Genomic DNA, 25789 nt, shown 5'->3' with positions numbered 1-25789 from the left:
GATGCCCCAGACCCCGGCGCCCGTACACGCGCCTCCGAAGCCGACCTGGGACCCGAGGGACCCGGTCCGCCCGCTGCTGCGTCCGACCATCCGGATAAGACTCACCCTGCTCTACGGCGGGATGTTCCTGATCGCCGGCATCCTGCTGCTGGCGATCATCTACCTGTTCACCGCGCAGGCCCTGCGGGACAGCACGAGCGAGCTGCCCTTCAAGGTGGTCACCGGCACGGTCACCGCCACCACGGACTGGTGCCGGCTGCCGGACAAGTCCACCGGCGAGCAGCTCAACAACGCCGTCTCGATGTGTCTGCGCCACCAGAGCGACCTCGCACTGGACGACCTGCTGCGCCGCTCCCTGTTCGCGCTGCTCGGCCTGAGCATCATCGCCTTCGCCTTCGGCTACGCGATGGCCGGACGGGTGCTCTCGCCGCTCGGCCGGATCACCCGCACCGCCCGCCAGGTGGCCGGATCCGACCTGTCCCGGCGGATCGAGCTGGACGGACCGGACGACGAGCTCAAGGAGCTCGCCGACACGTTCGACGACATGCTGGGACGTCTGGAACGCGCCTTCAGCGCCCAGCAGCGCTTCGTCGCCAACGCCTCGCACGAGCTGCGCACCCCGCTCGCGATCAACCGCACGCTCCTGGAGGTCCAGCTGTCGGACCCCGGGGCGCCGGTGGAGCTCCAGCAGCTCGGCAAGACCCTGCTCGCCACCAACGAGCGCAGCGAGCAGCTGGTCGAAGGCCTGCTGCTGCTCGCCCGCAGTGACAACGAGATCGTCGAGCGCAAGCCCGTCGACCTCGCCGAGGTCGCCTCGCGGGCGGTGGACCAGGTGCACGCCGAGGCCGAGGCCAAGGGCGTGGAGTTCCGCGGCGAGCGGTCCCCGGCCGTGGTCCAGGGCAACGGCGTCCTACTGGAACGGATCGCCCTGAACCTCGTCCAGAACGCCGTCCGGTACAACGTCCCGGAGGACGGCTGGGTGGAGGTCACCACCGAGACCGAGAACGGCCAGGCGGTGCTGGAGGTCTCCAACACCGGACCCGTGGTCCCGGCGTACGAGATCGACAACATCTTCGAGCCGTTCCGGCGGCTCCGTCAGGACCGCACGGGGAGCGACAAGGGTGTCGGCCTCGGCCTGTCGATCGCGCGCTCCGTCGCGCGTGCCCACGGCGGCCGTATCATCGCGGAGCCCCGCGAGGGCGGTGGCCTCGTGATGCGTGTCACTCTCCCGATCTGACACACTGCACGTGCCGACCGGATTTGTTCGCTTTGCGCGAAATTTCCGGTTCTCATTCCTGAGACGGTCCTGTGTGATCGATCACAGGAATGGGTGTCCGATCCTCCACGCTCCGTGATCGCGAATTCCCCCGGAAAACCTGGAAAAGTCCGGGTTTCCGGGGGTCCGAATGACGGGAAGTACACGGGGTGGCAGCCGTGAAGGAGGGCCTGCGGACCGTGTACGGTCCGCATCGCCACCCAAAGCCGCTCACTCGTGAGAGCGCGGATTGGGTGTCGATTGAGTAACAGACCTTGATGTGAGGCAAAATCTCCGCCTCGGGTCGGGCACAAGTCCGGCCTCTCACGCGTTACGTGCGCTGGAGACACCGCAAACCACCCAGAGGGGGAGAGCGACATGGCAACGGATTACGACACCCCACGCAAGACCGACGACGACGTCGACTCGGACAGCCTTGAGGAACTGAAGGCCCGCCGGAACGACAAGTCGACCTCGACCGTCGACGTCGACGAGTTCGAGGCCGCCGAGGGCCTCGAGCTCCCGGGCGCCGACCTCTCGAACGAGGAGCTGGCCGTCCGGGTCCTGCCCAAGCAGGCGGACGAGTTCACCTGCATGAGCTGCTTCCTCGTGCACCACCGCAGCCAGCTGGCTCGGGAGAAGAACGGCCAGCCGATCTGCCGCGACTGCGACTGAGATCGAGTGGCCGTGGCAGGCGACACACCGTCTCGGAAGCGGCGGCTCCGACTCCCCGGGAGGTCGGAGGCGTACAAGGGCGGCTCGGGCTCGGCAGAGGGCGTCATGGACGCCTCCTCCGCCGCGCACTCCGCCCCCCTGCCCACACCTGGCGCACGTGACGACGGGCGAGGCCACGCGGCCTCGCTCGAAGCATCCGACGCGCCGCAGGAGCCCGATCACGGGCGCTCCCCGGAACGACGGGACGACACCCCCAGGGGCGGCGTCCTGCGACGCGTGGCCAACCCCGCGCGCGTACAGCTCGACCGCATCAAGCTCGACAGCGCCCGGATCGAAGCCGTACGGCGCGGAGTCAAGCGCGGCGGTCAGGGAGCCAAGGCCGGTATCGGCTATCTCGCGGACCGGGTCATCGAGCTCGCTCCGCGCGTGCCCGTACGGGACCTGGACACCTTGCGCCGGCACTTCCCGGGGCTCGGCCCCGAGGAGATCGCCGACAAGCTGATCACCGGCGCGGCCAACGCCAGCGCCACCGTCGGCGCCGGCATCGGAGCCGCCGCGATGCTGCCCGTGCCTCCCGCGATGCCCGCCGAACTGGCCGCGGAGATCACCGGCGTCGCCGCCGTCGAGATCAAGCTCATCGCCGAGCTGCACGAGGTCTACGGCCTGCGCCCGCCCGGCACGCTGCCCCAGCGCTCGGCCGCGTACCTGACCTCGTGGGCGGAGGAGCGCGGCATCGACCCCACCAAGCCCACGACCGTCAACGCGGCCCTCGGAGGCCAGCTCAAGCGGGAACTGCGCCAGCAGATCATGAAGCGCATGGTGCGCAACCTGCCGAACCTCACCCCGTTCATGGTGGGCGCGGCCGTCGGCGCGGTCATGAACCGGCGCGACACCAGGAAGCTCGCCAAGCACGTCCGCAAGGACCTGCGCGCCCGCCAGATCCCGTGGGACGCCCTCCCGGCGCTGCCGCCGCTGGAGCAGCCGGAGAACCCCAAGGAGATCGACTTCTAGGCCCTCGGGCCGAGACCGCCGGCCGGCCTTTTCTGGGTGTTCGTGCAGGGACTCCGGCCGGCCCCCTCCGGGCCTTGGGCGGGGACTTCAGGCCCGGGTGCTCTTCCAGGCCCTTGGGCAGGGACTCCGGCCGGCCTTCTCCGGGCCTTGAGCAGGGACTTCCGGGAAGGCTCTTGTAGGCCCCTGGGCAGGGACTCCGGCCAGCCTCTTCCGGGCCTTGGGCAGGGACTCCGGCGCCCCCTCTCCGCCTGCAGGAGCCCCGGGACCGTCCCCGGGCGTCCCAGGTTCCTTCAAGGGGCACCTACAAGCCCCCGCGCGGGGCACTCACGGCCCCTTCGCGGGCCCGTACGGGGCTTCGCGGACCCTTCTGGGGCTTCCTGGCCTTGAGGCCTGCGAGGGGTCGGCCGCCCCGCTCCCAGGGCCTGGCGGGCCGCTAGCGGGCCTCGGCGCGGGCCGTTTCCAGGGCCTTCGCCAGTGCCTCCGGGTCCCGGCTGGACAGGTAGACGTACGGCGTCGGGTCCGCCGGGTCGGTCACCTCGACCCGTACGGCCGTCGGCACGTAGCTGCGCATCAGCATGAAGGCGCGCGGATCGGCCTTGTGCGAGCGCCAGGCGCGCGCCTCCTCCGCGTCCAGGACCTCCGGCGCGCCCAGCGCCGACGCCGGAATCCGCGCGTCCCCCGCGACCAGCGAACCGGCCACCACCCGGACCCGGGCGGAGCCGTACGAGGACACCGCCACCGCGGCCAGCGCCGCCGCCGCGATCACGCCGACCAGCGTCGGCACCGTGCCCAGCGGGAACATCACCAGACCGCCGGACAGCCCCAGCAGCGCCACGATCACCCACCACGACGCGGGTGCGGTGAGGCGCTCGTCGAAGCTCGGCGCGACGGGCTGTGCGGGAGACGGTGCGGAAGGCTGCATGCGTCCAAGCTTGGCACGGCGCGACCTGCGCCCGGCCGCGCGGGTAAGGTCTGCGCCTGTGACTGGAACATCTGCCGCACTCACCCCGCCGGCCGACGCCATACCGCCGGTACGCCACCCTGACGCGCCCGCCCCCGGCGAGCTGCTCGGTGCGCACTACGAGCACTGCTTCGGGTGCGGCGGCGGGCAGCCCCACGGGCTGCACCTGGAGGCGCGGGCGGGCGAGGGCGTGACCGTCACCGCCGAGTTCACCGTGACCCCCGACCACCAGGGCGCCCCCGGCCTCGCGCACGGCGGCGTCCTCGCCACCGCGCTCGACGAGACGCTCGGCTCCCTGAACTGGCTGCTGCGGGTCATCGCCGTGACCGGCCGCCTGGAGACCGACTTCGCCCGGCCCGTGCCGGTCGGCACCGTGCTCCACCTGCAGGCCGAGGTCACCGCCGTGCACGGCCGCAAGATCTACTCGACCGCCGTCGGCCGGATCGGCGGGCCCGAGGGCCCCGTCGCCGTCCGCGCCGACGCCCTCTTCATCGAGGTCAAGGTCGACCACTTCATCGACAACGGGCGCCCGGAGGAGATCCAGGCCGCCATGTCCGACCCCGACCAGGTCAGGCGCGCCCGCGCCTTCGAGGTGAACCCCTGATGCGCAATCCCGTCGACGTACTCATCCGCCGCCTGGACCCGGACGTGCCGATCCCGGCCTACGGGCACCCCGGCGACGCGGGCGCCGATCTGGTGACCACCGAGGCCGCCGAGCTCGCCCCGGGGGAGCGGGCCGTCCTGCCCACCGGCGTCTCCATCGCCCTGCCCGACGGCTACGCGGCCTTCGTGCACCCGCGCTCCGGTCTCGCGGCCCGCTGCGGTGTGGCCCTCGTGAATGCCCCGGGGACGGTCGATGCCGGGTACCGTGGAGAGATCAAGGTGATCGTGGTCAATCTGGACCCGCGCGAGAGCGTGCGGTTCGAACGGTTCGACCGGATCGCCCAGCTGGTCGTCCAGCAGGTCGAGAAGGTGCGCTTCCACGAGGTCGCGGAGCTTCCCGGCTCCGCGCGGGCCGAGGGGGGCTTCGGGTCCACCGGCGGTCATGCCGCCGTGGACGGCACTACGGGTGGGAATCGATACGCTTCGGTCGTATCCGACCGGGAAGGACAGTGACGTGTTCGGACGTCGCAAGAAGAGCGGTGCCGCTGAGGACGCGGCGGGCGAGGCCGAGCAGGTCGTCGACGCGGTGGACTCCGAAGACGCGGAGGCCGCGCCGCGCCGGGTGAACCTTCCGCCGGCGCCCCGGCCCGACGGGCCCTGGGACATCTCCGAGGTCAGCGCGCCCGAGGAGGGCCGCGTGGACCTCGGCGGCATCTTCGTGCCCGGTGTCGAGGGCATGGAACTGCGCGTGGAGGTGGCGGGCGACGCGATCGTCGCGGCCACCGTCGTGCTGCGCGACAGCGCCGTGCAGCTCCAGGCCTTCGCCGCGCCCAAGAAGGAAGGCATCTGGGGCGAGGTCCGCGACGAGATCGCGGAGGGCATCACCCAGCAGGGCGGCGCCATCGAGGAGATCGAGGGCCCGCTGGGCTGGGAGCTGCGTGCCCAGGTGCCCGTGCAGCTGCCGGACGGCAACCGGGGCGTGCAGCTCGTGCGCTTCGTCGGCGTCGACGGCCCGCGCTGGTTCCTGCGCGGCGTGATCTCCGGCCAGGGCGCGGTGCAGCCCGAGGCGGCCGGTCTGCTGGAGCAGATCGTCCGGGACACCGTGGTCGTCCGCGGCGAGGGTCCGATGGCCCCGCGCGACCCGATCGTCCTCAAGCTGCCCAACGACGCGCAGATGGTGCCGGACGGCGTGCAGCAGGAGAACCAGGCCGGCTCCCGCTTCTCCGGCGGCATGGGCCAGCTGCAGCGCGGACCGGAGATCTCCGAGATCCGCTGACCAGGTGATCACGGCCGGTGGGCCGCTCCCGACCCGGGAGCGGCCCACCGGGCTTTTCCCGGGCTCCTGCCGGTCATCCTCGACCGTCCCCGGTCGCCTCGGCTGTCCGCGGTTGGTCGCCATTCGGCTGTCCGCGGTTGGTCGGATCCAGGACCCTCCGGCTGTCGGCGACCGCCCTCGGCCGTCCCTGGTCATCCTCGGCCGTTCTCGGTTTCCCCGGCCCTTTCCCGGCTCTTCCGGGCTTCCCGCGGCTTTTCCACAACCTCCCGGACCGTCCCCTCCCGGCTTGTCCACAGCCCTGGCACGGGCCGCCGCCCTGTGCCCATACTGGCGGCGCACACGTTCGAACCAGGGGGGTAGCACGGTGAGTGAGAGCAGCGCGCGGACCGGCACGGCCGTCGTCGAGGACCCGGCCGGCGCGCCGATGGTCCGGGTCGAGAACCTGCACCGGTCGTACGGCACGGGCGCCGCCGCCGTGCACGCCCTGCGCGGAGTCTCCTTCGACGTCCCGCGCGGCGAGCTGGTCGCCCTCAAGGGCCGCTCCGGCTCCGGCAAGACCACCCTGCTCAACCTGGTCGGCGGCCTCGACACCGCCGACGGGGGCCGCATCGTCATCGACGGCACCGACCTCGCCGAGCTCGGCGAGGAGGGGCTCCTGGAGCTGCGCCGCGACCGGATCGGCTTCATCTTCCAGTCCTTCGGCCTCATACCGATCCTCACCGCCGCGGAGAACGTCGGCGTGCCGATGCGGCTGGCCAAGGCCGACCCGAAGGAGCGCGAGGAGCGGGTCGCCCTGCTGCTCGCCCTGGTGGGACTCGCCGACCACGCCGCCCAGCGCCCCGGCGAGCTCTCCGGCGGCCAGCAGCAGCGCGTCGCCATCGCCCGTGCCCTCGCCAACCGCCCCGCGCTCCTGATAGCCGACGAGCCGACCGGCCAGCTCGACGCGGAGACCGGCCTCGCGGTCATGGAGCTCCTCCGGGCCGTCGTCCGCAGCGAGGGCTGCACCGCCCTGGTCGCCACCCACGACTCCCAGCTCCTCGGCCTGGCGGACCGGGTCCTCGAACTGAGCGACGGCGAGATCATCGAGCACTGAGGCGGTGCGATCGGGCCGGGCGGGACGGACCTCCGCTCCGGGAGCGGAGACGGCGAGGCGGCGAGCCGTCGGCCCGAGGCGCCCCGGGACATCAGGATCACGTCAATACCGCCCGGGCGTCCCGCATCCGGCGCGGAATGTCCGTTTCGCTGGACGTATGGTCGAGCCATGGGACGCGGCACACTACGGATCTACCTGGGCGCGGCACCGGGCGTCGGCAAGACGTACGCGATGCTGTCCGAGGGGCATCGTCGCGTCGAGCGGGGCACGGACTGCGTGGTCGCGTTCGTCGAGCACCACGGGCGGCCGCGCACCGAGGTGATGCTGCACGGGCTGGAGCAGGTGGACCGGCAGCGGATCGAGTACCGGGGGACCGCGTTCCCCGAGATGGACATCGACGCCGTGCTGGCCCGCAAGCCCGCCGTCGCCCTCGTGGACGAGCTCGCCCACACCAACGTGCCCGGCTCGCGGAACGCCAAGCGGTGGCAGGACGTCGAGGAACTGCTCGCCGCCGGGATCGACGTCATATCGACCGTCAACATCCAGCACCTGGAGTCACTGGGCGACGTCGTCGAGTCGATCACCGGCGTACGGCAGCGGGAGACCGTCCCGGACGAGATGGTCCGCCGGGCCGACCAGATAGAGCTGGTCGACATGTCGCCGCAGGCCCTGCGGCGACGGATGGCGCACGGCAACATCTACCAGTCGGACAAGGTCGACGCGGCACTGTCCAACTACTTCCGGCCGGGGAACCTCACCGCCCTGCGCGAGCTCGCGCTGCTGTGGACCGCCGACCGCGTCGACGAGTACCTGCGCAAGTACCGCGGCGAGCACAACATCCGCTCCACCTGGCAGGCCCGCGAGCGGATCGTCGTCGGCCTCACCGGCGGCCCCGAGGGACGGACTCTCATCCGCCGGGCCGCACGCCTCGCCGAGAAGGGGGCGGGCGGCGAGGTCCTCGCCGTCTACGTCTCCCGCAGCGACGGGCTCAGCTCCGCCTCCCCGAAGGAGCTCGCCGACCAGCGGACCCTCGTCGAGGACCTCGGCGGAACGTTCCACCACGTCATAGGCGACGACGTGCCCTCCGCCCTCCTGGAGTTCGCCCGCGGCGTCAACGCCACCCAGATCGTCCTCGGCTCCAGCCGCCGCCGCTCCTGGCAGTACGTCCTCGGCCCCGGCGTCGGCCAGACCGTCGCCCGCGACTCGGGACCCGACCTCGACGTCCACATCGTCACCCACGAGGAGGCCGCCAAGGGCCGCGGTCTCCCCGTCGCCCGCGGCGCACGGCTCGGCCGGGCCCGGATCATCTGGGGCTGGGTCGTCGGCGTCGGCGCACCCGCGCTGCTCACCCTGCTGCTCACGGCCGTCGACGCGGACCTCGGGCTCGCCAACGACATGCTGCTCTTCCTCTCCCTGACGGTCTCCGCCGCACTCCTCGGCGGATTCCTGCCGGCCCTCGCGTCGGCGGCCTTCGGATCCCTGCTCCTCAACTGGTTCTTCACCCCGCCGATCCACCGCCTGACCGTCGCCGACCCCACGAACATCGTCGCCATCGTCGTGTTCTTCGGCGTCGGCATGGCCGTCGCCTCGGTCGTCGACCTGGCCGCCCGCCGCACCCAGCAGGCCGCCCGGTTGCGTGCCGAGTCCGAGGTCCTGTCCTACCTCGCGGGCAGCGTCCTGCGCGGCGAGTCCAGCCTCGAAGCCCTGCTCGAACGCCTCCGCGAGACCTTCTCCATGGATTCCGTCGCCCTCCTGGAACGCTCCGGCGACCTCGAACCCTGGGCATGCGCGGCGAGCGTCGGCTCCCGGCCCGTGGAACGGCCCGAGGACGCCGACGTCGACATGCCCGTCGGCGACCACCTCGCGCTCGCCCTGACCGGCCGGGTGCTGCCCGCCGAGGACCGGCGCGTGCTCGGCGCCTTCGCCGCCCAGGCCGCGGTCGTCCTCGACCGCCAGCGCCTCGTGGGCGAGGCCGAGGAGGCCCGCCGGCTCGCCGAGGGCAACAAGATTCGTACCTCGCTCCTCGCCGCCGTCAGCCACGACCTGCGCACCCCGCTCGCCGGCATCAAGGCCTCCGTCTCCTCCCTCCGCTCCGACGACGTGGAGTGGTCCGAGGAGGACCGGGCCATGCTCCTCGAAGGCATCGAGGAGGGCGCCGACCGGCTCGACCACCTCGTCGGCAACCTCCTGGACATGTCCCGGCTCCAGACCGGTACCGTCACCCCGCTCATCCGGCCCACCGACCTGGACGAGGTCGTGCCGATGGCGCTCGGCGGCGTCCCCGACGGCAGCGTCGAACTCGACATCCGCGAGACCCTCCCCATGGTGGCCGTCGACCGGGGACTCCTGGAGCGCGCCGTCGCCAACATCGTCGAGAACGCCGTCAAGTACAGCCCGGAGGGCGTCCCCGTCGCCGTCGGCGCCAGCGTCCTCGGCGAGCGGCTCGAACTGCGGGTGACGGACCGCGGCCCCGGCGTCCCGGACGAGGGCAAGGACGGCATCTTCGAACCGTTCCAGCGCTTCGGCGACGCCCCGCGCGGCTCGGGCGTCGGCCTCGGCCTCGCAGTCGCCCGGGGCTTCGTCGAGGCCATGGGCGGCACGGTCTCCGCGGAGGACACCCCTGGCGGCGGCCTCACCATGGTCCTCACCCTCAGGACCGCCGCCGGCACCTCGCCCCCGCCCGACGGCGTCGGCTCCACGACGTCCGTCCACACCTTCACGTGACCCGGGCTCCGCCCCGTGACCTCCCCATCTCCCAGACCCCGCACCTCCGAGAGCGACCTCGCGCAGACTTTCGGAGAGCCTTCGCGAAACGCCTACCCACGGAAAGAAGGGCAACCCTCCATGACCCGGGTCCTCGTGGTCGACGACGAGCCACAGATCGTCCGCGCCCTGGTGATCAACCTCAAGGCACGGAAATACGAGGTCGACGCGGCGCCCGACGGTGCCACCGCCCTCCGGCTCGCCGCCGAGCGTCACCCCGACGTCGTCGTCCTCGACCTCGGCCTGCCCGACATGGACGGCGTCGAGGTGATCAAGGGCCTGCGCGGCTGGACCCGGGTGCCGATCCTCGTGCTCTCCGCCCGACAGACCTCCGACGAGAAGGTCGAGGCGCTCGACGCGGGCGCCGACGACTACGTCACCAAGCCCTTCGGCATGGACGAGCTCCTGGCCCGGCTGCGCGCCGCGGTCCGCCGGGCCGAGCCGATCGGCGGCGGCGAGGAGGGCGTCGTGGTCGTCGAGACGGACGGCTTCACCGTCGACCTGGCCGCCAAGAAGGTCCACCGCGACGGCAGGGACGTGCGGCTCACCCCGACCGAGTGGCACCTCCTGGAGGTCCTCGTCCGCAACAGCGGCCGCCTGGTGAGCCAGAAGCAGCTGCTCCAGGAGGTCTGGGGACCCTCGTACGGGACCGAGACCAACTACCTGCGCGTGTACATGGCGCAGCTGCGGCGAAAGCTGGAGCAGGACCCCTCGCACCCCCGGCACTTCGTCACCGAACCGGGCATGGGCTACCGCTTCGAACACTGAGCTCGGTGCCGGTCCGGTGCCGGTCCGGTGCTGGTCCGGTGTCGGTCCTGTGGCGGTCCGGCGCTGCTTCGGTGCCGCTGCGGTGTCGGGTGAATGCCGCTCCGGTGCCGGGTCCCGTGTCGGGTCGGTGCCGGGTCCGGTGTCGTCCTGCGGGCGGGGTTCCGGGCAGGGTCCGGGCCGGGTTCGCGGCGGGCTCCGGCCGTGTTCCGGGCCGGGTTCGCGGCGGGCTCCGGCCGGGTTCCGTGTCGACGGGGGCCGGTACGCTTTCTGTATGAGTGCTGCACCCCGAACAGAGAAGCCGGCCGGGCGCTTCCGCCGTTTGCTCGACCGTCTTTCCACCTCGCAGGAGGAGCTGGAGTCGGTGGAGCTCCAGGAGGACTCCGCGGCCTCGGGGTGCACCCGCATCTCGGACTGTTCCGACCGCGAGATAGTCAAGGTGACTGGTACGTTGCGCACGGTCACCTTGCGTCCCCGGGCGGGGGTGCCCGCGCTGGAGGCCGAGCTGTTCGACGGCACGGCACCGCTGGACGTCGTCTGGCTGGGCCGCCGCTCCATCGTGGGCATCGAACCGGGCCGCAAGCTGATCGCCTCCGGCCGCATCTCCATGAGCCACGGCCGGCGGGTCCTCTTCAACCCCAAATACGAGCTCCGACCGCTCGGACAGGAGTAGCCGGTGACGTCAGTCGAGAAGCCGACCGCCGACCCGTCGGCCCCGGACCAGGACGCCCGGACCGACAAGGCGGTGACGGAGGCCGCGCTGTTCGAGGCGTTCGGCGGGGTCCGCGGCATGGTCGAGACGGTCCTCCCGGGCCTGCTCTTCGTCACGATCTACACGATCAACAAGAACCTGCACATCTCCGCGATCGCCGCCCTCGCGGTCTCCGTCGTCCTCGTGGTCGTCCGGCTGGTCCGCCGCGACACCGTCAAGCACGCGTTCAGCGGCGTCTTCGGCGTCGCCTTCGGCGTGGTCTTCGCGATGATGACCGGCAACGCGAAGGACTTCTACCTGCCGGGCATGCTCTACACGCTCGGCCTCGCCCTCGCGTACATCGTCACGACCCTCGCCGGCGTGCCCCTGATCGGCCTGATCCTCGGTCCGGTCTTCAAGGAGAACCTCTCCTGGCGCACCCGCAACCCGGGCCGCAAGAAGGCGTACGCGAAGGCCAGCTGGGCCTGGGGCCTGATCCTGCTCGCCAAATGCGCGATCCTCTTCCCGCTCTACTGGTGGGCCGACACGGCACAGCTCGGCTGGGTCCTGGTCGCCCTGAAGATCCCGCCGTTCCTGCTGGCCGTCTACCTGACCTGGGTCTTCCTCGCCAAGGCGCCGCCGCCGATCGACGTCTTCGCCGAGATGGAGGCCGAGGAGGAGGCAGAGAAGGCCCGAAAGGCCGAGGCCCAGGGGCGCACCGAGGGGTGAGCGACCGGCGCTGCGGCGCGGTGCGCAAGCCACCGCGCTCGGGCCGCCGCCCGTGGAGCCGTACGCCCGTGGAGCCGTACGCCCGTGGAGCCGTACGCCCGTGGAGCCGTACGTCCGTAGAGCCGTACGTACCGCCGTACGGAAAGGGGCCCGGGACCTTTCACAGGTCCCGGGCCCCTCTCGTACGTACCGGCGGGCATTCGGCCGCCCAGTCGGTTACCGCGGCCGCGGGCTCCGCGCACCGGCTCTGGCCGCGAGCTCCGCGCACCGGCTCGGGCCGCGAGCTCCGCGCACGGCCGCGGACCGCGGCCGTGCGCCGGCTCTGTCTGGCCGTGAGCTCCGGCCGTCAGCTCTCGGTGGGCTCCCGGCGGACCGACAGCAGGTCCTCCAGCTGCTCCTCGCGCGCCTGGGTGGCCACGAACAACAGCTCGTCGCCCGCCTCCAGGGTCTCCTCCGCGCTCGGCGTGAGGACCCGCGAGCCGCGGATGATGGTGACCAGGGAGGTGTCCTCGGGCCAGGCGACATCGCCGACCTGCGTGCCCGCGATCGCCGACTCCGGCGGCAGCGTCAGCTCCACCAGGTTCGCGTCGCCGTGGCTGAAGCGCAGCAGTCGGACGAGGTCGCCGACGCTCACCGCCTCCTCCACCAGGGCCGACATCAGGCGCGGCGTCGAGACGGCGACGTCCACGCCCCACGCCTCGTTGAACAGCCACTCGTTCTTCGGGTTGTTGACCCGGGCGACCACGCGCGGGACGCCGTACTCGGTCTTGGCGAGCAGCGAGACGACCAGGTTCACCTTGTCGTCGCCGGTCGCCGCGATCACGACGTTGCAGCGCTGCAACGCGGCCTCGTCCAGCGAGGTGATCTCGCAGGCGTCGGCCAGCAGCCACTCGGCCTGCGGCACCCGCTCCACCGAGATGGCGGTCGGCGCCTTGTCGATGAGCAGGACCTCGTGGCCGTTCTCCAGGAGCTCGCCCGCGATGGAACGGCCCACCGCGCCGGCGCCGGCAATAGCGACACGCATCAGTGACCGCCCTCCTCGGGACCCTCGGCGAAGGCCGCCTCGACCTTGTCGATCTCGTCCGTGCGCATCATGACGTGCACGAGGTCGCCCTCCTGCAGCACTGTCTGAGAGGTCGGCAGAATCGCTTCGCCCAGCCGGGTGAGAAAGGCCACGCGCACGCCGGTCTCCTCCTGGAGACGGCTGACCTTGTGGCCGATCCACGCCGGGGAGGTGTGCACCTCGGCGAGCTGCACTCCGCCGCTCGGGTCACGCCACAGCGGCTCGGCGCCGGACGGCAGCAGCCGCCGCAGCATCTGGTCCGCGGTCCAGCGGACCGTCGCGACCGTCGGAATGCCCAGCCGCTGGTAGACCTCGGCGCGCCGCGGGTCGTAGATGCGGGCGGCGACGTTCTCGATGCCGAACATCTCGCGCGCGACCCGCGCGGCGATGATGTTGGAGTTGTCGCCGCTGCTCACCGCGGCGAAGGCGCCGGCCTCCTCGATGCCCGCCTCACGCAGCGTGTCCTGGTCGAAGCCCACGCCCGTGACACGACGGCCCCCGAAACCCGAGCCCAGACGGCGGAACGCCGTCGGGTCCTGGTCCACGACCGCGACCGTGTGCCCCTGCTGCTCCAGGGTCTGCGCGAGAGCGGCTCCCACTCGCCCGCAGCCCATGATGACGATGTGCACGTCCCCTTACCCCGCACTCCTGATCGTCTTGCTGACCTGCGAAAACACCCTGCTCACAACTTCCTGGCCGCGTGCGCGGCCAACCCGTCCGGCTCGACGCCGGCCCGATACCGATCCTCCTCGGACAGGTATCCGGCCCGACTGGCCCGGGCCGTGGCGGACGGACACAGGCGTGCCGTCCGGAACGAGCTTATGCGGCCACGGTGGTGGTGACCTCACGCAGCCCTCGTTAGAAACGCGTCAAGACACCGTCATGACCGCGTCACTCGTGCCAGGTGGTACTCGCCCCGGCCTCGCCGGAGGTGGTATCCAGGGAGATTCCGTGCCGATAGGGGGTGTGGGTCGGCACGGCCCTTTTCGAACGCTTACGATCCTCTGCGTGTCCAAACTGACCGACGTGCCCAAACGGATCCTGATCGGGCGGGCCCTGCGCAGCGACAGGCTCGGCGAGACCCTTCTCCCGAAGCGGATCGCCCTCCCCGTCTTCGCCTCCGACCCGCTGTCCTCGGTGGCGTACGCGCCGGGCGAGGTCCTCCTCGTCCTCTCCGTCGCCGGCCTGTCGGCCTACCACTTCAGCCCGTGGATCGCGCTGGCCGTCGTGGTGCTGATGTTCACGGTCGTCGCCTCGTACCGGCAGAACGTGCACGCCTACCCCAGCGGCGGCGGCGACTACGAGGTCGCCACCACCAACCTCGGGCCGAAGGCCGGACTGACCGTCGCGAGCGCGCTGCTCGTCGACTACGTCCTCACCGTCGCCGTCTCCATCTCCTCCGGCATCGAGAACCTCGGCTCGGCCGTGCCGTTCGTCGTCGAGCACAAGGTCGCCTCCGCCGTCGCGGTGATCGTGCTGCTCACGCTGATGAACCTGCGCGGCGTGAAGGAGTCCGGCGGCCTCTTCGCCATCCCGACGTACGTCTTCGTCTTCGGCGTCTTCGTCATGATCATCTGGGGTGCCTGGCGCGGCATCGTCCTCGACGACACCATGCGCGCCCCCACCGCCGACTTCGAGATCAAGGCCGAACACCAGGGGCTGGCCGGATTCGCCCTGGTCTTCCTGCTGCTGCGCGCCTTCTCCTCCGGCTGTGCCGCGCTCACCGGCGTCGAGGCTATCTCCAACGGCGTCCCCGCCTTCCGCAAGCCCAAGTCGAAGAACGCCGCCACCACGCTCGCCCTCATGGGCGGCCTGGCCGTCACGATGTTCTGCGGCATCATCTTCCTGGCCATGGCCACCGACGTCCGGATGGCCGAGAAGCCCGCCGAGGACTTGCTGCTCAACGGCGTCCCGGTCGGTCCGGGCTACGTCCAGGACCCGGTCATCTCGCAGGTCGCCGCCGCCGTCTTCGGCGACGGAACCTTCTTCTTCGTCCTGCTGGCCGCCGCCACCGCGCTCGTCCTCTTCCTGGCCGCGAACACGGCGTACAACGGCTTCCCGCTCCTCGGCTCGATCCTCGCCCAGGACCGCTACCTGCCCCGCCAGCTGCACACCCGCGGCGACCGCCTCGCCTTCTCCAACGGCATCGTGCTCCTCGCCGGCGCCGCCGCCCTCCTCGTCTGGATCTACGGGGCCGACTCGACCCGGCTGATCCAGCTCTACATCGTCGGCGTGTTCGTCTCCTTCACCCTGAGCCAGATCGGCATGGTCCGGCACTGGAACCGGCACCTGACCACCGAGAAGGACCCGGCCAAGCGCCGCCACATGATCCGCTCCCGCGCGATCAACGCCTTCGGCGCCTTCTTCACCGGCCTCGTCCTGGTCGTCGTCCTCGCCACCAAGTTCACCCACGGCGCGTGGGTCGCCCTGCTCGGCATGGTGATCTTCTACGTGACGATGACCGCGATCCGCCGGCACTACGACTCGGTCGCCGCGGAGATCGCCGCCGCCGAGGAGCGCCCCGACGAGTACGTCCGCCCCTCCCGGGTCCGGTCCGTCGTCCTCGTCTCCAAGCTCCACAAGCCCACCCTGCGCGCCCTCGCCTACGCGAAGCTGCTGCACGCCAGCGAGCTGGAGGCGCTCACCGTCAACGTCGACCCGACCGAGACGAAGGCGCTCAAGGAGGAGTGGGAGCGGCGCGGCATCAACGTGCCGCTGAAGATCCTCGACTCCCCGTACCGCGAGATCACCCGCCCGGTCATCGAGTACGTGAAGAACCTCCGCAAGGAGAGCCCGCGCGACGCCGTCTCGGTCTACATCCCCGAGTACGTGGTCGGCCACTGGTACGAGCACCTGCTGCACAACCAGAGCGCGCTCCGCCTCAAGGGCCGCCTGCTCTTCACGCCGGGCGTCATGGTGACCTCGGTCCCGTACCAGCTCCAGTCCTCCGAGGCCGCCAAGAAGCGGGCGAGGAAGCGCCAGGAGTGGAACGCGCCCGGATCGGTGCGCCGCGGCCCCGTGGAGAAGGGCGCGAAGGAACCCGCCGGAAAGAACAACTGAGGCACCGGCCGGAGAGCACGACCAGGACCGGCCGGAAAGAACAACGGAAAAAGAACAACTAGACTGGTGGGCTGCTGTCACGACAGCAGCCCCCATGTCTTCCCCCTTCCTCCCTGGAGCCCCCGGTCATGCAGAACACCCCTGTTGCGTCGTTGGTCGGGGAGGAGTACGAGGTCGAGGTCGGCCCCGTGGCACACGGCGGGCACTGCATCGCCCGCACCGAGGAGGGCCGGGTCCTGTTCGTCCGCCACGCCCTGCCGGGCGAGCGCGTCCGGGCCCGGGTCACCGAGGGCGAGGAGACCTCCCGCTTCCTGCGCGCCGACGCCGTCGAGATCCTCGACGCGTCCAAGGACCGCATCGAGGCCCCCTGCCGCTTCGCCGGCCCCGGCAAGTGCGGCGGCTGCGACTGGCAGCACGCCAAGCCGGGCGCCCAGCGCCGCCTGAAGGCCGAGGTCATCGCCGAGCAGCTGCAGCGGCTCGCCGGCCTGACCCCGGAGGAGGCCGGCTGGGACGGCACCGTCCTGCCCGCCGAGGGCGACAAGCTCCCCGCGGGCGAGGTCCCGCAGTGGCGCACCCGCGTCCAGTACGCGGTCGACCCCGAGGGCCACGCGGGCCTGCGCAAGCACCGCTCGCACGAGGTCGAGGTGATCGACCACTGCATGATCGCGGCGGCGGGCGTCTCCGAGCTGGGCATCGAGAAGCGCAGCTGGGAGGGCATGGCCTCCGTCGAGGCCATCGCGGCGTCGGGCTCGAACGACCGCCAGGTCATCCTCACCCCCCGCCCGGGCGCCCGCCTGCCCCTGGTGGAGCTGGACAAGCCGGTCTCCGTGATGCGCGTCGACGAGAAGGACGGCGGGGTCCACCGCGTCCACGGCCGAGCCTTCGTCCGCGAGCGGGCCGACGACCGCACCTACCGCGTCGGCAGCGGCGGCTTCTGGCAGGTCCACCCGAAGGCCGCCCAGACCCTCATGCTCGCCGTCATGCAGGGCCTGACGCCCCGCAAGGGCGAGACGGCCCTCGACCTCTACTGCGGCGTCGGACTCTTCGCGGGCGCCCTCGCCGACCGCGTCGGCGACCAGGGCGCCGTCCTCGGCATCGAGTCCGGCAAGCGCGCGGTGGAGGACGCCCGCCACAACCTGGCCGACTTCCCGCGCGTCCGCATCGAACAGGGCAAGGTCGAATCGGTCCTCCCGCGCACCGGCATCACGGACGTCGACCTCATCGTCCTCGACCCTCCGCGCGCCGGCGCCGGCAAGCAGACCGTCCACCACCTGTCCCGCCTGGGTGCCCGCCGCATCGCCTACGTCGCCTGCGACCCGGCGGCCCTGGCCCGAGACCTGGGCTACTTCCGCGAGGGCGGCTACCGGGTACGGACGCTGCGGGCGTTCGACCTGTTCCCGATGACCCACCATGTCGAGTGCGTCGCGATCCTTGAGCCCGCCGAAAAGGGCCGCTGACCTGGCGTTTCTCCGAGTGTGCGTTATGGGCGTTACGTGCGTTAGGTGCGATATCTTGACGCATATTCGACGCACGTGACGCACGTTTGACGCACGAACGGCACGGTTTCTGATGAGTCGTCATGCAGCCTTGGCGACCACTGAGTGGAGCCCTCGGCTGTCTGGTCTTAGGCACCTTGAGGTGGCTGGGGCACTGGCTGCTGAGCTGTTGGCTGCCCCAGCCCCACCCGCTTCTCGGTAGTGACATTCCGTGAGGCTAGCTGGGGGTCCGGCACGTGCTGAGTCAGGGGCCGTATGGGCTCCAGTGCCCGAGAAAGGGCCTGAGGTCGTCGGCCCGTGGTTCGGGGATGTCGGGCAGTCGGGGCGGTGTGTTCAGCGGGTCGAGGCGCTCCACGCGTGCTACCGCCCAGTTGATCCACGCTTCGGCTTCGCTCCTGGCCTGACCCGTGGGCATGGCGTCGACCCGGGTGCGTACGGCGCTCACGTACTCCGCGAGTCGGGTGGCGTGACGCCATGCCGCTTCCTGCGCCTCGAAGTGCCTGACGCGGTACGCCTCGGCGTACTGGACGCGCGCTTCCTCCATTGCGGCTTCCCAGCGGACGCGCTTCTGACGCGCTGCTTCGATCTCGTCGAGACGTCTGCGTTCGGCGGCTTCGCCGCGAAGGGTGACTTCCTGCGCGATCTCGGCGAGCTGGTCTTCCAGGGAGCGTCCGGGGGTGTCGGACCATTCGTTCGCCCGGTGCGGCTGGCCGCCGCTTAGGACGAAGCGGAGCCGTTCGGACGGGGTGTAGTCGAAGCGGGGGATCCTGACCCAGGAGTCCTTCTTGGCCGCGGCGAGTTCCTTCTCGGTAGCGACGTGCTCCGTCCGGTCCTGCTCCTGGAGGACAAGGAACGCCACGGTCTGGCCCTGCGCGGTGATGGTGAAGTGGGGAGACGCCCTGCGGCGGCGATGAGACGGCGGCGCGAAGCCGGTCTGCCCTGCCGAACTGGAATGCCCTTCGGCCTCGGTGGCGGTGATCAGCGCCTGGATAAGCCGGAGGGCGCGTCCTTGGACGGACTTGGTCAGGCCCAGCGGCTGGGGTTCGTTCTGCATGGCCCGGACCACGGTGTGCGGTCGCGTGAGCCGCGAGGGAACGGGGACGGGTTCGAGGACGGCCAGACGCCAGGCCGGGACATCGACGAGCTTGATCTCGTACCCGCCACGGCACCAGCCCCCGTACAGCTCCTTCGTCTTCGGGATCCTTCCGGATCTGCGCGCCGCGGCGACGCGGGAGGGCCACTTCTCCAACTCCGGACCGCTGCCGCTCTTGACGATCCGACCGCCGGCCTCCGCGAGCTCTTGCAGCAACTGTTCCGAGAAGGTCGTGCGAGGTTGTCGGGAAGGGTGCGGCAATCGAGCGGGGCCAGGAGTCACCTGCACTTGGATGGGCGTGGGCTGCGGAGGGGCTGCCTGGGCCGCCCGCGGGCGAGACTCCCGGAGAGGGTATGTGCCGTGCGCCAGGTAATGCCGGCCGGCGCTCGTCAGCGTGACGCTCCACTGGCCGCCCCTCCTGGCGACCGTGACCAACCCCCGGTTCTGCAGTGCCTGGCAGGTGGTTTTGTAGGAGCTGGTCTCCCAAACGCCGGCTGGGCACCCGGCTCCTACCCACTGCAGCACCGAAAGCTGCCGCTCATTGACCTGCCGTTCCAATGGCCCGCCTTCGACTCGAAGCGATCTACAACGAAGGCATGCTTTCAGTTCTGTTGGTCAGCGACGGGCGGTTCGAAACCATTCGCTTGAATGAGCGACACCTCAGGATTGTCATCGCTCTGGTGAACGGGATGTCAGCGGGTGGCTTCCTTGCTGTCACCGTCAGTTCGCCCCCGTAGGCTTCGCACGAGAAAGCCAGTGGCTTGGGTCCGGCTTTCAGTCACTGAGCTTCGTGCGCAAGCGTTCGTTCCCCTTCTCCAGGCTCTTTACGAGTTGCGCAAGGTCGGCTCGTGACGGCTTCTTCGGCGGCGGAGGTGAGGGTCCTGCTTTCTCCGGGGGCTCGCCGCGCAGCGATGGGCACGGAAGCCACAACTATTCGCCGATCTCCCCCGTACTCGGACCATCGCCTGCCCTACGGCAGGGCGGAGATCGGGTCGGTGTACGTGTAATGCGCCTCCAACTCCATTATGTGTCCGCAATAAAGCCGGTTCGCGCATGACTGCCAGCGTAGGACTGGCGACCACGCGGCTGTAGAGAAGTGCGCTGTTGGTCAACGGCTTGCTGAACCTGTCCATGAGTGACCGCCGGTGGCTGCTATCCCGGAGTGGTCTCCGCGGAAGCAAAGGGTGGGAGCGCTGCTTCGAAGAGGTTCTTGGCTGCGGCCGGCATCGGGAGCCACGGGTGCGGGTCGGGCCGCCGCGGGGAACGCTCCAGTCGGCCTGCCCGAGCAGGACAAGGCCAGGCGAGTTCGCGCCAGTTAGCTGGTTTTGATCAATCGGTGGCTGAGTACGTGCGCTGTTGGGCAGTATGCCGTCCTGGGGTGTTGATCGGCTGAGGGAACCGGAGGGGGAACATGGCGATCAGTGTGCTGCCGGTGGCTGCGGAACAGACGGAGCTGTTGGACGCGATCATCGCTTTGGGCGACCGGTACACCAAGTATCTGGGTCTGCTGACGCCGCCTGCCTACCGTAAGCACGCCGAGGACGACGGCCTGTTGGTGGCCATGGATGGCGAGGAGGTGGTCGGCTACGCGCTCTTTGGGCTGCCCAAGCGGAGTCTGCATGTGCGGCTGGCTCACTTGTGCGTGGCAGAGGAACACCGAGGTAAGGGTGTCGCTCGTGAGCTGATCGCGGCGATCCGCGCGAGGCACGCTCATCGGCTCGGCATTCGTGCGAAGTGCCGGCGCGACTACGGGCTCAGCGACATGTGGACGGCGCTGGGATTCGTTCCCAGGGGAGAGAGCCTGGGGCGGGGCAAGGACAAGCAAACGCTGGACACCTGGTGGCTCGATCTGGGGCACGAGGACCTGTTCACCGAGGCCCAGAGCGATGCGCTGCTGGTGGTGACCGTCGATCATGGCGTGTTCGCCGGGCTGCGCGGTACGGGAACGGAACGCGCTGTTGAGGAGTCACGTGCTCTCGAAGCGGGATGGCTCGCCGACCTGATCGAGCTCGCGTTTACTCCGCAGCTTCTGCACGATGTACGGGAGGTCGAGGAGCGTGAGGCGCGCACCCATCAGCGTGCGGGGCTCGCCGAGCTGCGGTCACTGTCTCCCGACAGTGCTGCCGTTGCCATCCGCTTGGAGGAGCTATCCGCCGCAGCGCGGAAGGAGCTGCCTGATGTTCCCCTCGATGGCCGGCAGCGCGCCCGCCTGCGCTACGTGGCCGAGACGTCGTGTGCTGGGCTCCAGGTACTGGTGACCCGCGATCCCGCATTGACTGCTCTCGCAGACATTGCCTGGGACGTCGCACGGGTCAAGGTTGTCTCCCCGGCGGTGGTCACGCTGCATGTGGACGAACTGCGCCAGGCCCAGGTGTACCGTCCAGCGGATCTCATGGGCACTACCTTCTCCGCCGAGGAGATCGGGTCGGGCGGTGAAGGAGAGCTGGTCGCCTTCTTCGAGCAGGCCGAGGGCGACCGCGGAACGGCCTTCGCTGAACGGCTGAAAGGTCTCGCCGATGACGGAGTGCTGTGGCGCAGGGAGCTGCTCCGTGACGGAGAGGGGCATCCGGTAGCCCTTTACGTCTGGGCCATGGACGGCCGTACGCTGAACGTCGCGTTTCTCCGCACGGCATCGCACCGGTTGGAGGAGACACTCGCACGGCAACTGCTGTTCATGCTCAAGCGGCTCGGCCGAGAACGAGGGGCGCAGGCGGTGTGTATCACCGATCCGTTTCTGTCGCCGACAGCTATGTCGGCGGCCGGCGCCGACGGCTTCACCGAGGACGAGAGCGGCTTCACCGCACTGCTGGTCGACATCTGCGGACCTGCCGAGGCCGTCTCACAGAAGGCTGCGGAGATCGCAGGGCGCATGAGGCGGTCGACACCTCTGCTGGATGAATGCGTTTCGCCTGAGATCGCGAGCATCGCCGAGCGGGTGTGGTGGCCGGCCAAACTGATCGACACGGCCCTGCCCTCCTTCGTCGCACCCATCAAGCCGCGCTGGTCCACGGAGCTCTTCGACGTTCCGGCCATGCTCGTTCCCCGGGACGACGTACTGGGCATCAGCCGCGAGCACGTCTACTACCGCTCGTCCGGACACCGGGGAGAGAGCGTTCCCGCCCGGATCCTGTGGTACGTCAGCGAGGGGACTTCTGGGCAGCAGGGCAAGATGGTCATCGGCTGCTCGCGCCTCGACGAGGTGGTCATCGACGACCCCGACACCCTCTTCTCGCGATTCGAACACCTGGGCGTATATGGTCATGCCGAAGTGCGTGCCGCAGCCGATGTGTCGGGCAGGGCCATGGCGTTGAGGTTTTCGGACACGGAGATCTTTCCCGTACAGGTGACGCATGCACGAGTGACCGCGTTGGCAGAGGGCCTGGGACTACGGTGGGTACCGCCGATGCAGCTGTCGAAGATCAACAACGGGCTGTTCCAGGCCGTGTACGAAGAGGGGCACCGAAAGACGTGAGTGATCCGGAGCGCGCGATGCTGCTGTCCGTCCACCCCCGGTTCGCCACGGCGATCCTCGCTGGAAGCAAGACGGTCGAAGTGCGCCGGCAGCGCGTCGCCGCTCCAGCTGGAACTCCCGTGCTCCTGTACGCGACCGCGCCCACGATGGCCATCGTGGGCATGGCGAGGATCGCCTCCGTGCAGGTGGCCTCCCCGCGTGAGGTCTGGTCAGCCAGTCGCGCGAGCGCGGGGATCAGTCGACGCGAGTACGACGAGTACATGAGCGGAGCGACCCAGGCGAGCGGTCTGTCGCTCGAAGAACCGGTCACCTTCGAGGCTCCGGTGCCGCTGGCCGCGCTGCGCGCCTCTGGACCGTTCCATCCTCCGCAGAGCTATCGGTATGTAACCGGTGAAGACCTCCGAAAGGTTGCTGAGGCCGCACCCGTGACCGCGGCAGCCCTTCGAGGAGCGTTGAACGACCTGACACCTGCCTAGGCTTGTATGCCCACAGCGTGCGGGCGAGATGCGGTGACGGCAGGGTGGTCCGATGCCATCTGGGCATCGAGGCAAGCGTGTGACGGCAGCGCGACGCGGAGTGTCACGTTCGTGTGATCGCCGCCTTGTGGCTGACCTTCGGCAGAGGGCTGTCGAGTGCGATGGCTGGCAGCCGCTTCATCGTGCGCCCCTCCACCCAAGCGTTGAAGACCTCCACAAGTAGACAGAACTGCTGATGAGGAGACGGCCGGGAAGGCGCCTTGATCGCGGCAAGGCTCAAGATGCGTTCCCGCAGGAGGTAGATGGGATCCGTGGCGGTGAGTCCGGTTCCGTCCCCGATACGTACGAAGAACTCGTCGGCAAGGAGCGGATAGGACGGATCAGCGCGGGCGATGTACCACCAGACACAGCCGAGGGTCGGGAGGCCAACGCCGCCCTTGAACCGGCGGTAGGCGGACCGAGAGACCGTCACGCAGTCCCGGAGCATTGGGTTTGCGTCGATGAAGTCCGTGACCTCGTACCCGGAAAGGCTGTCACGGCCGCCGCCGTGCTTTCGTACGGTCCCCTCCTTCTCTAGTCGGTACACCCAGCGGGCCAAGGTCTCCAACTTCGTGGCGTTCTGCTCCCCGTTGAGGGCAAGCGTCTCGTGGACCTTGCGGGGGCGTCCCGTATCTGTGTACTGCTGGGCTTCGAAGGGAATGCCCACTGCTACACCGATGACGAACTCGCGCCCTGCATCGACGATGGCGGCCAAGCGGTGTTGACCGTCGATGGCCACCGCCCATGCGAAGCTCGGATGATGGCCGAACTTGAGTGTGTCACCGGTCGTGACGAAGCGGTCGTCCTGCATAGCCTTGGCGTGCCGGGCTCGGGCGAGCGGCACCATGCGCCGGTTGTGCAGATTGCGCTCTCGAAGGAGCGTCTCGGCCATCGTGGGAGTCATGGTGACGAACGCGATGTCGGGGGTCCGGCTGTCGAGGCGAATCTCGCCTCCGCCATGTCGGGGCAGAGCCTGGAGTGTAGGCCGCCTCATCTGGGCGGAGAGGCCTTCCGCTTCGCGTCCCGCGGTCGCCGTGCTCATCTGTTTCTCGCAACTCTTCCCTCGTAGCACCCCGCTGCGGCGGGCCTTCGGGGCTGTCCAACGATCCATACGCCTGGCTGGGATGCTGACCGTCAAGAGATACGGGAGCGCGGTCCGCTTGTGCGTGACCCGCCCTCCCGGCCGATGCGGGGCATGCGTAACTCGACGTCCACTGAGCGCCCACGAACATCCACGTTCGGGCGTCGCCGTGAAGAGTGAATGTATGCGCGGGGATGTCACGACACAGGCTCCCCGCGACCGCAGGCACGCTGGCGACGACGGGGGCCCCGGGCCGGGAAGGGGCACGATGCCGAGGGACGCGGTGGCGCCGGCAAGCGCCGCTACCGAGGCTCGGTGCTGGCCGTGCGGCCGTCCGGTGAATTCCCTAGGAGCTCGGCCAGTCCGCGGCGGGTGGCGGCGACGACGACTCGGTCCTCGGGGTGGAGGACATGGCCGGGGTGGAGGTCCCAGAGGAGGGACTGGTGGTCATGGTCGTGGCCGGTGTTGGCGAGGTCGGGGCGGCGCGTGGCGGGGTCGGCGGTGTCGAGGGCGAGGACGCGCCAGGCGCTGGGGTGGAAGGCCTCAGCGATGGTGCGGCCTTCGAGCTGGGGGTGGCCGGCGACGAGGAGGGCGGCGAAGAGGAGGACCTTGCGCTCGACCGAGATCGCGCCGAGAATCTGGCGGCCCATCATGGCGCCGGCGAAGGCGGGGGCGGAGAGGTGGGTGACGCTGCGACTGCGGGTGACGGCGTCCGGGTGGGCGGAGCGCAGAGTGCGGTAGACGGCGGCGGCGAAGTCGTCGTCGTACAGCCGGAGCGCGACGCGGAGGTCGTTCTTGAGGCTGCGGGCGGCGAGGGTGGCCTCCAGGTTGGTGGTGTCGGAGCTGGTGAGGGCGAGCAGGGCGTCGGCCCGGTGGATGCGGGCCGCGTCGAGCACGCCGTCCTCTGTGACGTCCCCGAGGACCACGGGGACGCCGAGGTCGCGCGCGAGAGGGATGCCGCGAGCGTCCGGGTCCTGCTCGACGCAGACAACAGGTATGTCGAGTTCCCGAAGCCGCCCCAGGACCCTGGCGCCGATCTTGCCGAGGCCGAGGAGCACGATGTGCCCGGAGAGGCCGCGCGGCGGACGGCGCAGCGTGCCGGTCGTGCGGAAGGTGCCCAGTGCTTCCAGGGCACCGGCGACGAGGAGGGGAAGCAGGGCGAGACCGACCAGGCCGGAGAGCAGCTGGAGGACCTGCCGGGTGGACGACTCCTCCAGGGCGGGATCGTTGATCGAGAAGAGGTCGAGCAGGGTCAGGTAAGCGGCATGGACGGGGTCGGCCTCGGTCAGTGCTGCCGTGGTGGCCGTGAGGGCGAGCACCGCGGCGACGATCCCGGCGAGCGACCAGCGCAGACGGGCGGAGAACACCTCGCCGAGCGGGGCTCCGCGCCGGGCGAGCCGGCGCGGCGGCAGGGCAGGCCCCGCGCGCCGCACGGCTTCGAGGACGACGGTGCCGCGGCCTGCCGAGCCCCGGACGGCCTGGTCGTCGGGCAGCAGTTCCGGCCCCTGTGCGCCGCTCGCGTCCGAGCCCTCGGAGCCGGCCGGGTCGGAGGTGGTCGAGGAGAGCAGGGCCAGCGTGCACAGGCCCGGGTCGGGTACCTCGCCCCTGGCGGACGCGGGGCGTTCGGCGGCGCGCAGCAGAAGCCCGTCCGCCTGGACGACCTTGTTGGTGCCGGCGACGGCCGTGGCCACGAGGGCTGGTGCGGCGGTGTCCGCGTCGGAAAGCACGGTGGTGGAAGCGTCCAGGGCCGCCCGGTCCACGCTGGGCATGGCCACGAGGGCGGCCTGGTCAAGGAGTTCCTCCAGATGGTGGCCGAGCTTGCGGTTGTACATCCGGACGACCAAGCGCAGGCGCGGGTTGAGGCGGCGCGCGGCAAGAGCTGCCCGCAGGTTCGTCTCGTCGTCCTCGTACAGCAGCGCCAGAGCGGCGGCCCGCTCCACCCGCGCCCGCAGCAGGACTGCCCTCGTAGGAGCCTGTGCGGTTTCCACCTGTACGGGAAGGACCAGGCCACCGCTCAAGGTGTCGGGCTCGGAGGTGCTCCGGTCGGCCGCCTGCTCCTCCGCTTCGTCGAAGGGGATCACGAGGGTTACCCGTCGGCGGTAGACCTCCCGAAGCTCCACCGCGAGCCGGCGTGCCAGCCCGTCGTCACCACAGACCACCATGTGCCCGGCGTCGCCCAGCGGTGTC

General features: G+C 70.3%; 21 protein-coding genes. 15 read left to right on the top strand and 6 right to left on the bottom strand.

The window, feature by feature from the left end; genetic code table 11:
• Position 1 precedes the first annotated feature (1 nt).
• The 3 genes from AB0M16_RS09610 to AB0M16_RS09600 all read left to right on the top strand — a co-directional run bounded on the left by AB0M16_RS09610 (position 2) and on the right by AB0M16_RS09600 (position 2941).
• Positions 2–1237, top strand: a complete 1236-nt coding sequence (locus AB0M16_RS09610; RefSeq protein WP_365340639.1) for a HAMP domain-containing sensor histidine kinase — start codon at positions 2–4, stop codon at positions 1235–1237.
• Positions 1238–1633: 396 nt separating this feature from the next.
• Positions 1634–1930 carry a DUF4193 domain-containing protein gene (locus AB0M16_RS09605; RefSeq protein WP_003955561.1) on the top strand — a complete coding sequence of 99 codons (297 nt, stop codon included), beginning with the start codon at positions 1634–1636 and terminating at the stop codon, positions 1928–1930.
• Positions 1931–1942: 12 nt separating this feature from the next.
• Positions 1943–2941, top strand: a complete 999-nt coding sequence (locus tag AB0M16_RS09600) for a hypothetical protein (protein ID WP_365340637.1) — start codon at positions 1943–1945, stop codon at positions 2939–2941.
• A gap of 433 nt (positions 2942–3374) precedes the next feature.
• Here the strand turns inward: AB0M16_RS09600 and AB0M16_RS09595 are convergent, their stop codons facing one another.
• Positions 3375–3863: a DUF3093 domain-containing protein gene (locus tag AB0M16_RS09595; RefSeq protein ID WP_365340635.1), complete on the bottom strand. Its 489-nt coding sequence runs from the start codon at positions 3861–3863 to the stop codon at positions 3375–3377.
• 58 nt (positions 3864–3921) lie between these two features.
• On the opposite strand from AB0M16_RS09595, the gene AB0M16_RS09590 reads away from it, so the two are divergent.
• The 8 genes from AB0M16_RS09590 (at position 3922) to AB0M16_RS09555 (ending at position 11822) form a co-directional block, all read left to right on the top strand.
• Entirely contained in the window at positions 3922–4506 is a 585-nt protein-coding gene (locus AB0M16_RS09590) for a PaaI family thioesterase (RefSeq protein WP_365340633.1), read from the top strand.
• Positions 4506–5018 (top strand): dUTP diphosphatase, encoded by a 513-nt coding sequence (gene dut, locus AB0M16_RS09585; protein ID WP_356691268.1) that lies wholly within the window; start codon positions 4506–4508, stop codon positions 5016–5018. Before AB0M16_RS09590 ends, dut begins: the two co-directional genes overlap by 1 nt.
• 1 nt (position 5019) lies before the next feature.
• Positions 5020–5781, top strand: coding sequence for a DUF3710 domain-containing protein (locus tag AB0M16_RS09580; protein WP_365340631.1), 762 nt, complete (start codon positions 5020–5022; stop codon positions 5779–5781).
• Between the two features lie 424 nt (positions 5782–6205).
• Complete coding sequence (locus tag AB0M16_RS09575) at positions 6206–6874, top strand: ABC transporter ATP-binding protein (protein ID WP_365340770.1); 669 nt, start codon at positions 6206–6208, stop codon at positions 6872–6874.
• Between the two features lie 168 nt (positions 6875–7042).
• Positions 7043–9598, top strand: coding sequence for a sensor histidine kinase KdpD (locus AB0M16_RS09570; protein ID WP_365340629.1), 2556 nt, complete (start codon positions 7043–7045; stop codon positions 9596–9598).
• A 120-nt stretch (positions 9599–9718) separates the two neighbouring features.
• Entirely contained in the window at positions 9719–10405 is a 687-nt protein-coding gene (locus tag AB0M16_RS09565) for a response regulator (protein ID WP_365340627.1), read from the top strand.
• Positions 10406–10676: 271 nt separating this feature from the next.
• Positions 10677–11075 (top strand): OB-fold nucleic acid binding domain-containing protein, encoded by a 399-nt coding sequence (locus AB0M16_RS09560; protein WP_365340625.1) that lies wholly within the window; start codon positions 10677–10679, stop codon positions 11073–11075.
• Between the two features lie 3 nt (positions 11076–11078).
• The gene (locus AB0M16_RS09555; protein WP_365340623.1) at positions 11079–11822 is read left to right on the top strand and encodes a DUF3159 domain-containing protein; all 744 of its coding nucleotides are present in this window, start codon (positions 11079–11081) and stop codon (positions 11820–11822) included.
• 346 nt (positions 11823–12168) lie between these two features.
• On the opposite strand, the gene AB0M16_RS09550 is transcribed toward AB0M16_RS09555, so the two are convergent.
• Together AB0M16_RS09550 and AB0M16_RS09545 are read right to left on the bottom strand one after the other, a co-directional pair.
• Positions 12169–12846 carry a TrkA family potassium uptake protein gene (locus AB0M16_RS09550; RefSeq protein WP_365340621.1) on the bottom strand — a complete coding sequence of 226 codons (678 nt, stop codon included), beginning with the start codon at positions 12844–12846 and terminating at the stop codon, positions 12169–12171.
• Positions 12846–13514 carry a TrkA family potassium uptake protein gene (locus AB0M16_RS09545; protein WP_046911473.1) on the bottom strand — a complete coding sequence of 223 codons (669 nt, stop codon included), beginning with the start codon at positions 13512–13514 and terminating at the stop codon, positions 12846–12848. Before AB0M16_RS09545 ends, AB0M16_RS09550 begins: the two co-directional genes overlap by 1 nt.
• A 379-nt stretch (positions 13515–13893) precedes the next feature.
• On the opposite strand from AB0M16_RS09545, the gene AB0M16_RS09540 reads away from it, so the two are divergent.
• Both AB0M16_RS09540 and AB0M16_RS09535 read left to right on the top strand, forming a co-directional pair.
• Complete coding sequence (locus AB0M16_RS09540; RefSeq protein ID WP_365340619.1) at positions 13894–15945, top strand: APC family permease; 2052 nt, start codon at positions 13894–13896, stop codon at positions 15943–15945.
• Positions 15946–16073: 128 nt separating this feature from the next.
• Positions 16074–17402, top strand: a complete 1329-nt coding sequence (locus AB0M16_RS09535; RefSeq protein WP_365340617.1) for a TRAM domain-containing protein — start codon at positions 16074–16076, stop codon at positions 17400–17402.
• 283 nt (positions 17403–17685) lie between these two features.
• Here AB0M16_RS09535 and AB0M16_RS09530 read toward each other — a convergent pair whose 3' ends face one another.
• On the bottom strand, positions 17686–18750 hold the full coding sequence (locus tag AB0M16_RS09530) for a hypothetical protein (protein ID WP_365340615.1): 1065 nt from the start codon (positions 18748–18750) through the stop codon (positions 17686–17688).
• Between the two features lie 1195 nt (positions 18751–19945).
• Here AB0M16_RS09530 and AB0M16_RS09525 point away from each other — a divergent pair.
• Together AB0M16_RS09525 and AB0M16_RS09520 are read left to right on the top strand one after the other, a co-directional pair.
• The gene (locus AB0M16_RS09525) at positions 19946–22006 is read left to right on the top strand and encodes a GNAT family N-acetyltransferase (RefSeq protein WP_365340613.1); all 2061 of its coding nucleotides are present in this window, start codon (positions 19946–19948) and stop codon (positions 22004–22006) included.
• On the top strand, positions 22003–22482 hold the full coding sequence (locus AB0M16_RS09520; protein WP_365340612.1) for an ASCH domain-containing protein: 480 nt from the start codon (positions 22003–22005) through the stop codon (positions 22480–22482). Before AB0M16_RS09525 ends, AB0M16_RS09520 begins: the two co-directional genes overlap by 4 nt.
• 103 nt (positions 22483–22585) lie before the next feature.
• Here the strand turns inward: AB0M16_RS09520 and AB0M16_RS09515 are convergent, their stop codons facing one another.
• The gene (locus AB0M16_RS09515) at positions 22586–23413 is read right to left on the bottom strand and encodes a hypothetical protein (protein ID WP_365340610.1); all 828 of its coding nucleotides are present in this window, start codon (positions 23411–23413) and stop codon (positions 22586–22588) included.
• A 491-nt stretch (positions 23414–23904) separates the two neighbouring features.
• Positions 23905–25764, bottom strand: a complete 1860-nt coding sequence (locus AB0M16_RS09510; protein ID WP_365340768.1) for an NAD-binding protein — start codon at positions 25762–25764, stop codon at positions 23905–23907.
• Between the last annotated feature and the right edge of the window lie 25 nt (positions 25765–25789).

Source organism: Streptomyces sp. NPDC051921 (genome assembly GCF_040680975.1).
Taxonomy (GTDB): Bacteria; Actinomycetota; Actinomycetes; order Streptomycetales; family Streptomycetaceae; genus Streptomyces.
Note: the sequence above shows the minus strand (reverse complement) of the source record. Positions and strands in the feature narration are given on the sequence as shown.

Coding starts and splice junctions, on each gene's coding strand:
- AB0M16_RS09610 (WP_365340639.1), top strand. CDS start 2: ATGCCCCAGACCCCGGCGCCCGTACACGCGCCTCCGAAGCCGACCTGG.
- AB0M16_RS09605 (WP_003955561.1), top strand. CDS start 1,634: ATGGCAACGGATTACGACACCCCACGCAAGACCGACGACGACGTCGAC.
- AB0M16_RS09595 (WP_365340635.1), bottom strand. CDS start 3,863: ATGCAGCCTTCCGCACCGTCTCCCGCACAGCCCGTCGCGCCGAGCTTC.
- dut (WP_356691268.1), top strand. CDS start 4,506: ATGCGCAATCCCGTCGACGTACTCATCCGCCGCCTGGACCCGGACGTG.
- AB0M16_RS09575 (WP_365340770.1), top strand. CDS start 6,206: ATGGTCCGGGTCGAGAACCTGCACCGGTCGTACGGCACGGGCGCCGCC.
- AB0M16_RS09570 (WP_365340629.1), top strand. CDS start 7,043: ATGGGACGCGGCACACTACGGATCTACCTGGGCGCGGCACCGGGCGTC.
- AB0M16_RS09565 (WP_365340627.1), top strand. CDS start 9,719: ATGACCCGGGTCCTCGTGGTCGACGACGAGCCACAGATCGTCCGCGCC.
- AB0M16_RS09560 (WP_365340625.1), top strand. CDS start 10,677: ATGAGTGCTGCACCCCGAACAGAGAAGCCGGCCGGGCGCTTCCGCCGT.
- AB0M16_RS09550 (WP_365340621.1), bottom strand. CDS start 12,846: ATGCGTGTCGCTATTGCCGGCGCCGGCGCGGTGGGCCGTTCCATCGCG.
- AB0M16_RS09535 (WP_365340617.1), top strand. CDS start 16,074: ATGCAGAACACCCCTGTTGCGTCGTTGGTCGGGGAGGAGTACGAGGTC.
- AB0M16_RS09525 (WP_365340613.1), top strand. CDS start 19,946: ATGGCGATCAGTGTGCTGCCGGTGGCTGCGGAACAGACGGAGCTGTTG.
- AB0M16_RS09515 (WP_365340610.1), bottom strand. CDS start 23,413: ATGGCCGAGACGCTCCTTCGAGAGCGCAATCTGCACAACCGGCGCATG.
- AB0M16_RS09510 (WP_365340768.1), bottom strand. CDS start 25,764: ATGGTGGTCTGTGGTGACGACGGGCTGGCACGCCGGCTCGCGGTGGAG.